The organism is Streptomyces hebeiensis, assembly GCF_052983195.1.
This window is the reverse complement of record NZ_CM129812.1, coordinates 4,921,210-4,935,457: the sequence shown is the minus strand read 5'-3', so window position 1 is coordinate 4,935,457 and position 14,248 is coordinate 4,921,210. Positions and strand designations below refer to the sequence as shown.

Annotated in this window: 10 protein-coding genes; 3 read left to right on the top strand and 7 right to left on the bottom strand. The window is 72.5% G+C overall.

The genetic code is table 11. The features are described from left to right. Nucleotides 1-272 precede the first annotated feature (272 nt). The 3 genes from ACU6P3_RS21225 to ACU6P3_RS21215 form a co-directional block, all read right to left on the bottom strand. On the bottom strand, nt 273-1,322 hold the full coding sequence (locus ACU6P3_RS21225) for a BMP family lipoprotein (RefSeq protein WP_447193657.1): 1,050 nt from the start codon (nt 1,320-1,322) through the stop codon (nt 273-275). Between the two features lie 349 nt (nt 1,323-1,671). Beyond that, nucleotides 1,672-2,910, bottom strand: coding sequence for an amidohydrolase (locus tag ACU6P3_RS21220; protein ID WP_030747020.1), 1,239 nt, complete (start codon nt 2,908-2,910; stop codon nt 1,672-1,674). A 292-nt stretch (nt 2,911-3,202) separates the two neighbouring features. Further along, on the bottom strand, nt 3,203-4,342 hold the full coding sequence (locus ACU6P3_RS21215; protein WP_447193656.1) for a Fic family protein: 1,140 nt from the start codon (nt 4,340-4,342) through the stop codon (nt 3,203-3,205). A 173-nt stretch (nt 4,343-4,515) separates the two neighbouring features. Between ACU6P3_RS21215 and ACU6P3_RS21210 the strand changes: the two genes are divergently transcribed. Continuing rightward, complete coding sequence (locus ACU6P3_RS21210; protein WP_447193655.1) at nt 4,516-5,718, top strand: DUF418 domain-containing protein; 1,203 nt, start codon at nt 4,516-4,518, stop codon at nt 5,716-5,718. Between the two features lie 175 nt (nt 5,719-5,893). On the opposite strand, the gene ACU6P3_RS21205 is transcribed toward ACU6P3_RS21210, so the two are convergent. The 4 genes from ACU6P3_RS21205 to ACU6P3_RS21190 form a co-directional block, all read right to left on the bottom strand. Beyond that, nucleotides 5,894-7,036, bottom strand: a complete 1,143-nt coding sequence (locus ACU6P3_RS21205; protein WP_447193654.1) for a P-loop NTPase family protein — start codon at nt 7,034-7,036, stop codon at nt 5,894-5,896. A gap of 4 nt (nt 7,037-7,040) precedes the next feature. Continuing rightward, nucleotides 7,041-7,976 (bottom strand): N-acetylneuraminate synthase family protein, encoded by a 936-nt coding sequence (locus tag ACU6P3_RS21200; RefSeq protein WP_344272357.1) that lies wholly within the window; start codon nt 7,974-7,976, stop codon nt 7,041-7,043. A 172-nt stretch (nt 7,977-8,148) separates the two neighbouring features. Continuing rightward, nucleotides 8,149-9,378 (bottom strand): cytidylyltransferase domain-containing protein, encoded by a 1,230-nt coding sequence (locus tag ACU6P3_RS21195; RefSeq protein ID WP_447193653.1) that lies wholly within the window; start codon nt 9,376-9,378, stop codon nt 8,149-8,151. A gap of 145 nt (nt 9,379-9,523) precedes the next feature. Beyond that, complete coding sequence (locus ACU6P3_RS21190; RefSeq protein ID WP_447193652.1) at nt 9,524-10,858, bottom strand: DUF6716 putative glycosyltransferase; 1,335 nt, start codon at nt 10,856-10,858, stop codon at nt 9,524-9,526. A 298-nt stretch (nt 10,859-11,156) separates the two neighbouring features. Here ACU6P3_RS21190 and ACU6P3_RS21185 point away from each other — a divergent pair, with 298 nt between their 5' ends. Together ACU6P3_RS21185 and ACU6P3_RS21180 are read left to right on the top strand one after the other, a co-directional pair. After that, nucleotides 11,157-12,140: a glycosyltransferase family 2 protein gene (locus tag ACU6P3_RS21185; protein ID WP_030747041.1), complete on the top strand. Its 984-nt coding sequence runs from the start codon at nt 11,157-11,159 to the stop codon at nt 12,138-12,140. Then, nucleotides 12,137-13,576, top strand: coding sequence for a polysialyltransferase family glycosyltransferase (locus ACU6P3_RS21180; protein WP_447197999.1), 1,440 nt, complete (start codon nt 12,137-12,139; stop codon nt 13,574-13,576). Before ACU6P3_RS21185 ends, ACU6P3_RS21180 begins: the two co-directional genes overlap by 4 nt. The last annotated feature ends 672 nt before the right edge of the window (nt 13,577-14,248 follow it).

Genomic DNA, 14,248 nt, shown 5'->3' with positions numbered 1-14,248 from the left:
TTCCGGGACCGACCGGTTCCGGGACCGACCGGTTCCGGGACCGACCGGTTCCGGGACCGAGCCCGGGGGCGGGACCGAGCCCGGGGGCGGGACCGAGCCCGGGGGCGGGGCGATGGCGCCGGGCCGGCGGCGCCGGGCGGTGGTGTACCGCGCCCTCGCTCCGGCCCGTCGCCGCGTCCCGTGTGCCGCCCGTCGGCACCGCCCGGCCGGTCATGCGCCGGGCGGACGCCGAGCGGGACGCGCCGGCCGGCTCCACGGCCCCCGCGCGGGTGTCACGGGGTGGTCTTGACCGTGATCTTGCCGTCCACGATCTCCTTCTTGGCCTTTTCCACGGCGGCGACGACATCCGTCAGCTTCGTGTACGCCGGGTTGGAGTCGGCCAGGCCGACGCCGTCCTTGTCCAGGCCGTAGCGGATCTCGCCGGTCTGCGGCTTGCCGTCCTGGACCGACTTGATCAGGTTGTAGACGGAGTCCGAGACGTCCTTGGTGACCGAGGTCAGGATCTGGTCCTTGTACGCGGCCAGGCCCTTCTGGGCGTACTGGTCGGAGTCGACACCGATGGCCCACTTGCCGGCCTTGGAGGTGGCCTCGATCGAGCCGGAACCGGCCAGCCCGGCGGCCGCGTAGACGACGTCGGCCTTCTTGTCGAGCTGCCCCTGCGCGGCGGCCTTGCCGAGGTCCGGCTTGGAGAAGCCGTCGAAGTTCGGCGGCTGGGTCAGGTACTGCGAGAGGACCTTGACCGAGGGGTCCGTCTCCTTGACGCCCTGCTCGAAGCCCGCCTGGAACTTCTTGATCAGCGGGGTCTCGACACCGCCGACGAAACCGACGGTCTTGGTCTTGGTGACCTTGGCGGCGGCGACACCCGCGAGGTAGGAGCCCTGCTCCTCGTTGAACACCAGGTTGGCGATGTTCTTGCCGGTCACCGAGGCGTCGTCGATGATGCCGAAGGTGGTCTTCGGGAACTTCTCGGCCACCTTCTTGATCGCGGGCGCGTAGGCGAAGCCGACGCCTATCACCGGGTTGTTGCCGGCGCGCGCGAGCTCGGTCAGGCGCTGGACCTTGTCGGCGTCGGACTCCCCGTCGGAGGGCTCGGCGTCATTGCCCTTGACCTTGAGGTCCTTCTCGGCCTTGGCCAGGCCCACGTAGGCGGCGTCGTTGAACGACTGGTCGCCCCGGCCGCCGACGTCGTAGGCGATGGCGGCGCGGGACTCACCGGAGTCCGAAGCGGCGTCCGAGGACGACTTGTTGCCACACGCGGTGGCGGTGAGCGCGAGTGCCGCTGACGCGACGCCCACGGTCGCGATCCTGGTGATCCGGCGCAAGGGAGGCTCCTTCGACCTGGCCTAAGCGCCTCTTCTCGGCGCTGGTTACCGCGCCAGATCGTAACGCGCGTAGATGTCAGACAAAGCCCCCTACGGAAGCTGTTATCGGATCGTCGCGAACGGCGGGTGTCGCGGCGCCTTCCCGCTGATGACGAAGGTGATACGGAACGTTGCCGAGGGTGTCGCGTGTGCGACGGTGACGCCGGGGCGGAGGGGGCGGTCAGGCCCGGCGGGACGGCGGTCCGACGGCGGTTCGGGGGCGGTCGGGGCGGTCCGGGGCGGCCCCGAGAGCCGGGGCCGCCGGTGCGGACGGTGCCGGCGGTGGCGGCGGTGGCGGCGGGTCGCGGAGCTACGCCGACGGGGTCGTGGCTCCGCCGTCCAGCAGCGCCGTGGCGGTGAACAGCTCCACGCCGACCTGGATCGCCCGTTCGTCCACGTCGAAGTCCCCCCGGTGCAGGTCGTAGCGGGCCCCGCTGCCGGGGGTGCGGACGCCGAGGCGCGCCATCGCGCCGGGCACCTGCTCCAGGTACCAGGAGAAGTCCTCGCCGCCGAGGCTCTGTTCGGTGTCCTCGACCGCGTACGAGCCGCGCCGGGCGGTCTGCGCGGCCCGGAGCAGCTCCGTGATCACCGGGTCGTTGACGACCGGCGGCACGCCGCGCACGTAGTTGATCTGCGTCTTCGCCTGGTACAGCGCGGCGACCTCGTCGATCGCGGCATGGACCAGGTCGGGGGCGTCGCGCCAGGCGGGCAGGTCCAGGCAGCGGACGGTGCCGGAGAGTTCGGCGTGCTGCGGGATGACGTTGCAGGCATGGCCGGATTCGATCCGTCCCCAGGTGACCGCGAGCCCGGAGCGCGCGTCGACGCGGCGGGCCAGCAGCGCGGGCACCTCGACGGCGACCTTCGCGGCGGCGGTGACCATGTCAGTGGTCAGATGCGGGCGCGCGGTGTGCCCGCCGGGGCCGTCGAGGGTGATTTCCAGCCGGTCGCAGGCGGAGGTGATGGGCCCCGGGCGCAGCCCGATCAGGCCCGCGTCCACACGGGGGTCGCAGTGCACGGCGACGATCCGCCCCACTCCGTCCAGCACCCCGTCGGCGATCGCGTCGGGGGCGCCGCCGGGCAGGACCTCCTCGGCGGGCTGGAAGATGAGCCGGACGGCGTTCGGCAGCAGACCCTGCCGGTCGAGCCCGGCGAGCACCAGCCCGGCGCCCAGGACGGCGGTGGTGTGGACGTCGTGCCCGCAGGCGTGCGCCCGGTCGGGCACGGTGGAGCGGTACGGCACGCCCGTCTTGGTGTCCGGAATGGGCAGCGCGTCGATGTCGGCGCGGAGAGCCAGCATGGGCCGTACGCGGTCCCATTCCCCGATGTCACAGACGAGCCCGGTGCCGGTCCCGAGCACCCGCGGCCGGAGCCCGGCCTTCTCCAGCCGGTTCTTGAGAGCGGCGGTGACGCGGAACTCCTGGTTTCCGAGCTCCGGGTGCATGTGCATGTCCCGGCGGAAGGCGATCAGCTCCTCCCGCAGCGCGTCGGGCAGCACTCCGGGCAGGGCGGCGGCTTCGCCGGAAAGACGGTTTTCGGACTCTCGGGACATCAACTGGCTCACCTGTTGAAGGGTAGGCCCCTTCAATGATCAACCGCCTGTCGATCAACAAAATTTCAGCCACCCAGGCGAAGAAACCTGCCCGCAACATGCATGACGCTCATTTCCAGCGGGTATAAAGGCCCAATTTTTCGGGGCGCACGCCCGCGCGCACGGCCGGCCTCGTGAACCGCTCCACGTCATGAACCGCCGCACCGTGCGGACCGTTCACGCGCGTGCGGACCGTTCAGAGATCGTCGATCGGCCCGACCCCTCCGGGCCGGTACCGCTCGGGCTCGCGGGCTCAGGCCCGCAGATAGGGGTCTCTGTACGGCGCGACGGACTGGCGAATCCGGTTCTGCACGGGTTCCATCCGTTCGCCGGGTCCATAGTGCCGGGCCCGGGCCCGGCCGTGCGGAACCAGCCAGCCGAGGCGGACCAGTTCACGGACGTCACGGATGGCCTGCTGCTCGCTGAGCTCGGCGTCCCGCTGGTAGACCGTGCGCCGCACCCGCGAGCCCCAGAAGGCCGGCAGCAGGGCGAACACGACCCGTTCGTCGAGCCCGGACTCCGCGGCCGCCTCCCCCAGCCCGGCCCACGCACGCGAGAGCAGATCGGTACGGCGCTGCGCCTGCTGGGCCTGACGGTGATGAGCGTCCAGACAGAAACGGATCCACGGGCGCGTATCGCGATCCGGGCTCCACCTCGGACCGCCCACCTGCTGGAGGACCGCGTAGTAGGCGTAGGTGTTCTGGCCACGGCCGAGCCATTCCTCGATGGAACAGAACTCCGGCGGCACCAATGCCTCCCGGGCGAACACCAGGGTCGACAGCGCCCGCGACATCCGTCCGTTGCCGTCCTTCCACGGGTGGACATTGACCAGATTCAAATGAGCCATGGAGGCCCGAACGTGCACCGGAGTGTCGGGGTCACCGTCATTGAGCCAGTCGATCAGTTCCGCCATCAGCGCGGACACCTGACCGGCCGCCGGTGCCGTGTAGGCGGGGACCAGCGGATCGTCCGGACTGGTGACGTAAACCGGCCCGTCGCGCCACCGGCCGGGACGCTTGTCCAAGTGGTGACCCTGCAACATGAAGTGAAGACCGTTGAGCAGACCCGCGTCGTACCGAAAGCCGTCCCCGGCGTCGGCGAGCGCCTGGATGTACGTCATCGCCCGCTGGTATCCCTCCAGTTCCACGCGAACGCTGTCGGCCGTCTCCAGCGGCTCCTCGCCGGTCATCAGGGCCTCGACATCGTCCACGGTCGCGGCGTATCCCTCGATCGTGTTCGATCCGGCGATCGCTCGTGCCGTCAGATTGCGCCGCAGCTGTCCGGACCAGCGCGGCTGAGCGCGCAACGCGTGCCGCAGGGTGCGACGCATTTCCCCGATCTCGTCGAGGACTCGGTGGTCGTCGGCATCCAAAGGCGGTGTTCTGTACAGCACGCCTGCATGCCACCATGACACTATGATCGTGTCAAACCCTCGTTGGCTGCTCGCGTGCTTCGGCTCTCCTGTCAGAGCCGGCCGGCCGCTACATCCTTCGATGTAGCGGGACGGGGCGGGATCTCCTCTGCGCTCATGACGTACACGGCCGGACGCGCCCGGACGATGAACGTATGACCGAGACTCTGTCCCCACCGGCTGCCGCGCCCGGGCGGGCCGGCCGGCTTCCCCTGCTCGACGTGGTGCGCGGCGTCGCGATCCTGGGCACATTGATGACCAACGTCTGGATCTTCACCAGTCCCGGATCGGAAGGGTGGGTGCTGAACGGCGGCACGGAACCGGCGTCTTTCGCCTCGCTCCCGGACGCGGCCGAGAGCATCATGCGCCTGCTGGCCAACGGGAAGTTCCTGTCGCTGCTGACGGTCCTGTTCGGCGTGGGACTCGCCATCCAGTACGCCTCGGCCGCCCGGCGCGGTGCCCCCTGGCCGGGCCGGTACCGGTGGCGGGCCCTGTTCCTGTTCGCCGAGGGGACGGCGCACTTCCTCCTCGTCTTCGCCTGGGACGTGCTGATGGGGTACGCGGTCACCGCGCTGGTGGTGGCCTGGCTGCTGACCCGTTCCGTGGCGGCCCGGCGCCGGGTGATGTGGTGCGCCGCGAGTCTCCATCTGACGCTGATCGCGCTGCTGACGGTCGCCCTGGCAGCCGCCCCGGCGCGGACCGGCGGGGCCGCCGGTACCGCCGGTACCGCCGGTACCGTCCCGGACGAGTTGGCCGACCTGTACGCGCACGGCGGCTACCTGGAGCAGGTCGCGTTCCGGCTCGACAACGCGGTGGCCTTCCGCGTGGAGCCGGTGCTGACCTTCTTCCTGCTCGTCTTCCTGTTCCTGCTGGGCGTACGGCTCTTCCGGGCGGGCGCGTTCGGCGACGACGCCACCGGGCGCCGCATCCGCTCCCGGCTGCTGGTCTGGGGCCTGGGCCTCGGGCTCCCCCTCAGCGTCGCGGCCGCCCTGGGCGGTCCCGACCTGTTCCTCCTGGACCGTTACGTCGTCGGACCGCTGACCGCGCTCGGCTACCTCGGCCTGGTCGGCGCGCTGGTGGACCGGGTGCGCCGTCCGGGACCGGTGATGAACGGCCTGACGGCCGTCGGCAGGACCGCCCTGTCGGGCTACGTCCTGCAGAACGTGCTGTGCGTGTTCGTCGCGTACGGAATCGGCCTCGGCCTGGCCCACCGACTCGGCGAGACCTGGCACCCGTGGTGGGTGATGGGCCTGTGGGCGGCGGTGAGCGCCGTGCTCATGGCCGGGGCGACGCTGTGGCTGCGCCGCTTCGACAACGGCCCGCTGGAGTCGGTCCAGAAGTGGGCCCTACGGCGCTGAGACCTGGCCCGGGGCGCCGACGGGACCGGCGGGTCCGGAGCGCCGGCCGGGCTCGGGCCACCGACCGGGTGCGGTCCGTCGGCCGGGCTCGGGCGCCGACCCGGGTCCGGGGCGCCCGCTCGCCCGGGTCCAGGTGGCTCCGGGCGGATCACACCGCCCGGACCGCTCGCGTCGTTCAGGCCGGTGACGGCAGCCGGGGCAGCCGGTGTACGTCGCGGGCCGTGCCCGTGACGCCGGAGAGGAAGCCCTGGGCCCGGGGAGAGGCCGTGTCCTTCAGCCACTCGGGGGCGATGTCGCAGACCGCGACCCGTACGCCTGTGCCCGCCAGGGCGAGCGGGAGGGTGTGGACCACCGTGGAGGGGAAGCTGACGATCGTGGAGCCGATCGGGCCCCGGCGCGCGATCACTTCCAGCGGAAGGTCCGGGCGGACGATCTCCAGGCCCGTCTCCGTGTGCAGCCGGTGCAGTTTGTCCACGTGCTCGCGGCGGTGCGCGAAGTAGCGCGTCGCGCCGTGCGCGCGGGCCAGGGTGGCGACCGCGTCGGAGTACCGGTCCGCGTCCACCACGCCCGTCTCGACCAGCGAGGTGCCGACCAGGTCCGCACCCTCCGTGATCCGGGGCGGCCCGAACGTGGCCCTGGTCCAGGCGAACCGGTTGGCCGTCACCTCGATGCCGGCCGGGACCTCCTCGACGGGCATCGAGGTGAACACCTCGACCGTGCGGGCCTCGGAGGGGACGAGCCGGCGCCGGGCCGCGGCGGTGACCGGGGCGAGGACCAGCTCCCGCGGGCCGCGGCCCGCGGCCCGCCGGTGCCAGCGCACCAGCGGCTCGCCGCGGGCCACCTGTCCGATGAACTCCAGCGTCGCGGTCCCGTCGTCCACGACCGTCAGCTCCTTGCCGCTGACCAGGGTCAGCAGGAGCTGTACGTAGCGGGAGAACGGGTCGCCTATGACGATCCGGCCGGCCCCGCGCAACAGTGGCGCGAGTTCGCGCACCGTCCGCAGGGGCGCCCCCGCACCACCGCGCGCCTCCTGCCAGCGCACGGTGAAACCCTCGTCCCGGGCCAGCTCCGCCATCCGCCGGAGCTGGCCGCGCGACATGGGATCGGTGGGCGACAGCACGACGACGGTGAGGTCGTCGGCCGCCGTCCGGCCGTCGGCCGCGGCGGGGCCGTCGGCCGCGGTGCCGGCCTCACCCGGCGCGGCGGCACCGGGTGCCGCCGACCGCGTCCACTCCAGCACGTTGAGCAGCTGGACCGGACTCTCCACGAAAGCGATCGCACGAGGGTGCGGGGAACGGTCCCCGCCGGCACCGGTCATGGCGTCAGACCGCCGCCGGCTCGGTGGACTGCGTGGCCTCGGCGACGACGCCCGGGACCCGGCGCAGCTTCTTCATCGGGCCCAGCTCCGACTCGTACACCTTCTTGACGCCGTCACCGAGGGACGCCTCGATGGTGCGGATGTCGCGGACGAGCCGCGCCAGGCCCTGCGGCTCGACCGAGGCGGCCTGGTCCGAGCCCCACATGGCGCGGTCGAGGGTGATGTGGCGCTCGACGAACGTGGCGCCGAGGGCGACCGCCGCGAGGGTGGTCTGGAGGCCGGTCTCGTGGCCGCTGTAGCCGATCGGCACGTTCGGGTACTCGGCCTGGAGCGTGTTGATCACGCGCAGGTTGAGCTCCTCGGCCTTGGCCGGGTACGTGGACGTGGCGTGGCAGAGCAGGATGTTGTCGCTGCCGAGGACCTCGACCGCGTGCCGGATCTGCTTCGGCGTCGACATGCCGGTGGAGAGGATGACCGTCCGGCCCGTGGCGCGCAGCGCGCGCAGCAGGTCGTCGTCCGTGAGGGAGGCGGAGGCCACCTTGTGGGCCGGGACGTCGAACTTCTCCAGGAAGGCGACGGCCTCGGTGTCCCACGGGGAGGCGAACCAGTCGATGCCGCGCTTGCGGCAGTGCTCGTCGATGGAGCGGTACTCGTCCTCGCCGAACTCGACGCGGTGCCGGTAGTCGATGTACGTCATCCGGCCCCAGGGGGTGTCCCGCTCGATGTCCCACTGGTCACGCGGGGTGCAGATCTCCGGCGTGCGCTTCTGGAACTTGACCGCGTCGCAGCCGGCGTCGGCGGCCACGTCGATGAGGGCCAGAGCGTTCTCCAGCTCACCGTTGTGGTTGATGCCGATCTCGCCCGTGACGTAGACGGGGCGGTTGGGGCCCGCGGTGCGGGTGCCGAGCGTACGCAGGCGAGAGGTGGCGTCGGTGCTCATGGAGCGTCCTTACGTGTTGAGGGTGGTGATTTGGGGGGGTGATGTGGGTTGTGGGGTCGTGCGGTGTTGTGCGCGTGGTGCGCTTCGTGCGCTGTGGTGCGTGCCGTACGCGTGGTGCGTGCCGTACGCGTGGTGCGTGCCGTACGCGTGGTGCGTGTCGTACGCCTTGTCGCTATCGGGTGTGCTGCGCGTCGTGCGGGTGGTCCGCCGTGCGCGCGGGGGTGTGGTCGAGCCCGGGGCCCAGCAGCCAGCCGGCGATCTCGCGGATCGCCCCCTCGCCGCCCCGGGCCCCGGTGACGGCACGCGCCTGGGCGCGTACGGCGTCGTGGGCGCTCGCGACGGCCACGGGCCAGCCGACGAGGCCGAAGCAGGGGAGGTCGTTGACGTCGTTGCCCGCGTAGAGCACCCGCTCGGGGGCGACCCCGTGCTCGTCGCACCACTGCTTGAGCGCCAGGTCCTTGCGGTCGATGCCGTGCAGCACCGGCACCTGGAGCTTGCGGGCGCGGGCCGCGACGACGGGGTTCCGCTCGGTGGAGAGGATGAGCAGCTTCAGCCCGGAGCGGCGCAGCGCGGCGATGCCGAGTCCGTCGCCCCGGTGCACGGCGACCGTCTCCCGGCCGTCCGAGTCGACCATGACCCGGTCGTCCGTCTGGGTGCCGTCGAAGTCCAGGACGACGGCGTCGACGTCCTCGTACGAGGGCAGCACGGCGGGCTCCAGCAGCGGCGCCAGCGCGCGGGCGCGCGCCAGGTCGTGCGGGTCGTCGATCTCCAGGACCCGCGCCGGGTCGGTCGGTACGAGCGCGGTCCGGCCGAAGAAGCGGTGGCCCGCCGCCCGGAAGCCGTCGACGCGCATCGCGTACGCGGCGCCCGTCTCCAGGAACTCCTGGGGGCGGTCCTGGCGGCGCGGGCGGTGGGACTTGTCGTGGTTGACGCCGTACGCGTCGGCCGTGTCCGCCGGGGCGTCCTCCCGGCGCCAGATGAAGCCGTGCGTGGGGGCGACGGTGTGCGCCGAGTCCGCGCCGCCGTCCGTGACGGCGCCCGCGACGCCGTCCACGTCCTCGGCCGTGATGAACGGGCTGGTGCACTGCACGAGCAGGACGACCTCGGCCTCCACCCCGCGCATCGCGCCGTACGCGTCCATGGCGTGCAGCACGGCGGCCTCACTGGTCGCGGTGTCGCCCGCGATGGCGGCGGGGCGCAGGACGACCTCGGCGCCGGCGGACCGGGCGGCGTCCGCGATCGCCGCGTCGTCCGTCGAGACGACGACATCGGTGACGCGCCGGGCCGCCAGGCAGGCGCGGACGGCCCGGACGACGAGCGGGACGCCGCCGACGGGGGCGAGGTTCTTGGCGGGGACGCCCTTGGATCCGCCGCGTGCGGGGATCACCGCGAGGACGGTCATCGGAACTCCTTGGTGGGCGGCTCGGACAGGTGTGCGGGGCGGGGGGACGGCGCTCGGTCGCTGGTCGGCGCGCGGTGCACGAGGCCGGACGACAGCGCTCGGTGCGCGAGGCCGGACGACAGCGCTCGGTGCGCGAGCGGCGCGGTCACAGCTCCCCCATCCGCCGGATCACCGGCGCCACGCGCTGCACGCCGTGCCGGTACGCGCCGCGCGCCGCGCCCCGTACCGCCTCGCGCACGACCCGCCGGATCCCGCTCGGCTCGCTCTCCGCCGGCCGGGTCGTCAGCGGTGTGCCGTCCGCCGCCAGGTGGTAGCGGGCCAGCAGCCCCGGCAGGTAGCCGGGCGCGGTGGTGGCCGTGTAGTACGGGCTGACGGGCGGCGGTTCCGGCCCGTCGAGCAGCTTCGTCACCCGCTCGCGGGCCTGGTCGAACGCGGTGGCGTACGAGCCGTCCGGCGCGACGCCCTGCCGCGCGGCCCAGACCGGGTCCGGGCTCGGCATGCCCCCGCCGTCCAGCTCGTCCCACGAGGCCAGGCAGCCGGAGCCGAGGAAGTGGTGGTTGCCCAGCGGTTCGCGGATCCCGAAGTCGGTGAGGACCGCGGTCGGGATCCCCCGGTGCAGGGACTCCAGCGCGGCCGTCGAGGAGACGGTGACCAGCAGGTCGGTGCGGTCCAGGACCTCGCCCATGTTCCCGTACACCAGACGGAAGTTGGGCGGCGGTCCGCCGGGGACCTTCTCGACCAGCCGCTGGTAGGGGAACTCCTCCACGTGGGTGGTGTGTTCGCCGACCTTGCTGCGCAGCTTCAGCAGCACCTCGCGGTGCGGGTGCAGCCGGGCGTGCTCGACCAGGCGGCGCACCAGGTACGTACGGTCCGCGCGGGTGACCGGCACGGACGGCTGGGCGGCGAAGACGACGGTCTCCCGGCCCGCCTCGGGGGCGTACGGCGCGCCGCCGAGGAACGGCAGCGCGGCCTCGGTCACCGAGGACGCGTCGGCGCCCACCCCCTCGTACACCGCGCGGAAACGCTCCGCGTCGTAACGGGAGTTGGCGAGGACGACGTCCGCGCCGTGCCTCAGCAGCAGCCCGTCGGAGAGCTTCTCGTAGACCACCCCCACATAGCCGGTGACGATGACGGGCCGGTGCTCCAGGCGCAGGGCGGCCGTCCCGTGCAGCATCGCCTGGACGGCGCCGCCGACGAGGGCGAGCACGACCAGGTCGTACGGCCGGTCGCTCTCCGCCTGATCGCTCAGTGTGCGCAGGAACGCCGTACCGGTCACCTCGCGCAGGGTGTCGGCCTCCGCGCCGACCTCCGCGAGCTGTCGTGCGGTGGGGGTGGCTCGTCCGCGCAGCAGGTATCCGCTGAGCTCTACGGGGCGGTCGTCCGGGGCGATCCGGCGCGCGGTGAGCGCGCCCCATTTCCACCGGGTGTCGGAGTCGGCGAGCACGGCGACCCGGACCGCTTGACGGTTGCGTGATGGCACGTCCAGGACGCTAGAAAGCCATTTCGTTTTGCGGCCCAACTCAATGGCAATAAAGGGTTAACAGAATGCCTACGAATGGCGTCACACCTCGGGAAACGGCTCCACGGCGCCCCCGACTTGGCGTCCGGCACCCCTTCCTGGAGGGGCCTTGGAGGGGCCTGGAGGCGCCTGGAGGGGGTTCGGAGAGGGCCGGCGGCACCGCCCTCGCGGGCCGATTCACCGTCCCGCCATTCTTCGTTCACCTGTCATGCGCCCGGACGTCAGGGCGAAGGACGGGCCACCCCATAGCGTCACCCGTGTGGTCAAGCTCTCCGTCGTCGTGCCGTTCTACAACGTGCAGACATACGCCCTAGAAACCCTGAGAAGTCTCCGCGCGAACAGCCGGAAGGACTTCGAGTTCCTGTTGGTCGACGACTGTTCGACCGACGGCACCCCGGAGATCCTGGAACGCGCGGCGCGTGACCTGCCGGGCGCGGTCGTGCTCAGACACGAGAAGAACGGCGGCCTGGCCACCGCGCGCAACACCGGCCTGGACGCGGCACGCGGGGAGTACCTCACCTTCCTCGACGGGGACGACTGGGTGGCGCCCGGCTACTTCGCGGAACTGCTCGCCGCCATCGAGACGCTGGGCTGCGACTTCGTACGCACCGACCACGTCCAGTTCACGGACAACGCGCGCACGGTCCAGCGCGTGCCGGTCGGCCGGCGCGGGCAGGTGCTGCGGCCCCGGGACGCGATACTGCCGGTGGACCGCTCCACGTCCGTCGACTACGCGTACGCCTGGGCCGGCGCCTACCACCGGCGCCTGGTCGACCGGGGACTGCTGCACTTCAAGGACGGACTGCGGACCGCCGAGGACCGCCCCTGGATCTGGCGGCTGCACCGGGAGGCGGAGTCGTTCGCGGCGCTCGGGCTGCACGGCGTCTTCTACCGGCGCGGCGTGGTCTCCTCGCTCACCCAGATCGGTGACGTACGGCAGCTCGACTTCATCCGGGCCTTCGACCAGGTGCTGGCGGAGACCGCGGCCGACCCCGAGGCCGACCGGCTGCTGCCCAAGGCGGTACGGACCTACTGCGCGGTCATGGCTCATCACTTGGAATCCATCGAGAGGATGGAACCGGCAGTGGCACGTAAACTCCGCTCCCTGAGTTCGGCCGCGCTCAGGCGCATGCCGTCGGACATCCTGGCGCAGACGCTCGACGGGCTGGGCACGCGCCGGGCCGGCCAGCTGCGCCGGGTGCGCCGCCGGCCCGCCGCCCGCTCGGCGGAGGTCCAGGTCTGATGACGACGAACGATCCCTTCTCCGCGTCCGCGTCCGCCTCCGCCGTGTCCTCCTTCCCCGCGTCCTCCTCGGCTTCCTCCTCCATCCAGCTGTTCTTCGCGTGCACGCAGTACGCCGCGGCCACCGTGACCGCGGCGCTCCGGGCCGGCCTGTTCGGCTCGCGGGCGGATCACCGGCGGATCCTGGTGGTCAGCGACGTCTCGGCCTCGCCCGAACTGGGCACGCCGCTCGACGCCCGGCCCGGGTGCGAGCGGCTGCTGCCGGACTTCGACGAGGTCCGCTCGTGGAACGACTTCATCCGGCCGTTCCACCCGGCGGGCTGGTCCCCGCGCGAGCAGGACGCCCCGCTGTGGCAGCGGGCCGTGCGCGAGGCGTGGAACCTGGGCGACGGGCCGGTGGAGATCGCCTGCGAGTCCATCCAGGCCAATCCGTCCCAGGCCGTGGCGACGATCTTCAGCGAGAGCCCGATCCACATCTACGCGGACGGCCTGATGAGCTACGGCCCCACGCGGTCCAAGCTGCACCCGCTGATCGGCTCCCGCGTCGAGCGGCTGCTCCACCTGGACCTGGTGCCGGGCCTGGAGCCACTGCTGCTGACCGAGTTCGACGTGGCACCGGAGATCATCCCGACGGACGTCTTCGTCAAGGTGCTCGCGGAACTCGCCGACGCGGCGGACGCGGCGGGTTGGGCGGGTTCGGCGGCCGGTACGGGCGCGGACGGCGAGCGGCCCGCCCTGCTGCTCGGCCAGTACCTCTCCCGGCTCGGCATCCTCACCCCGGCCGAGGAGGAGGAACTGCATGTGGAGATGGTCCGGGGCGCCGTCGCGCGCGGGCACCGGAACGTCGTGTTCAAGCCGCACCCGTCGGCACCCGACCAGTGGTCGCGCCGACTGGAGGAGGAGGCCGAACAGCTCGGCGCCCGGCTGACCGTGCACGCGGAACCGTCCCTCGCCGAGGTGCTCTACCAGCGTCTGAACCCGGCCCTCGTCGTCGCCTGCTTCTCCACGGCCCTGCTCACGGCGTCGGCCTTCTACGACCTGCCGGTGGCCCGGGTCGGTACGGAACTGCTCCTGGAACGGCTCTCGCCGTACCAGAACAGCAACCGCGTGCCGGTGACGATCGTCGACGCGCTGCTCCCGCCGCTGGACCCCGAGGCGGCGACGGCGCACCGGCCGGACGAGCGGATCGCGGAACTGGTGGCGGCGGTGGGCTTCGCGATGCAGCCGCAGATCTACCCGGAGCTGCGGCCCACGGCGGAGAACTACCTGACGCACCACCTGGACCGCCGCACCTGGCGCTACTTCAAGCGCCGCCGCCTCACCGCTCTCGCCCTGCCGGGCGCGGTGCCGGCGCAGTTGGCGTTCATCCCGCGCAACGCGACGGTCCGCAGGGTCGCCCGGCGCGCGCGCTCGCTGAAGAAGGCGACGCTCGGCTGATCTCCCTGGACCTGGACGGTCACCGAGGGCCGGTCGTCCGGCGGGACGGCCGGGGACAGGTAGGCGCGCACGTCGTCCCGGCCCGGGAGCCGGGGCAGCCGTACGGCCCGCCAGCCCCGGGCGTACGCCGGCGGCCGGTCGTCCCCCTCCACCACGACGGCCACCGGCCGCTCGCGCGCGAGGGCGGCGATCCCGGCCGGGGTGATGCTGCCGTCGTGCCCGCCGACCTGCCGTGACGCGCAGCCCGCACGGTGGGCGACCCGGACGGCCTCCTCACCGATCACGACGCACGGCGCGCGCACGCCCAGCCGGTTCAGCTCCGCCGCCGCCCGGCCGAACTCGGCCGCGCTGACCCGGCCGCGCCTGACGGCGGAATCCAGGACGGCGTACTGGACCGCCAGATGCGCGACCAGCGCCAGCGCGAGGGCGGACACGGCCAGGGCTTCCCGGACGGATCTCCGCGGGCCCACTGTCCCCGTGAGCCGCTGTACGTGCCACTGGAGGAGCCGCCGCCCGCGTCGCTGTACGAGGCCCCGCGCGATCCAGGCCAGGCACAGCGCCACGGGCAGCGCGAGCAGCGCGTACATGGGCAGCAGGAAACGCGGCGCGGCGTAGCCGATCAGCAGCAGGTACTGCACACCGAGCGAGAGCCCGACCAGGGCGGGCAACAGG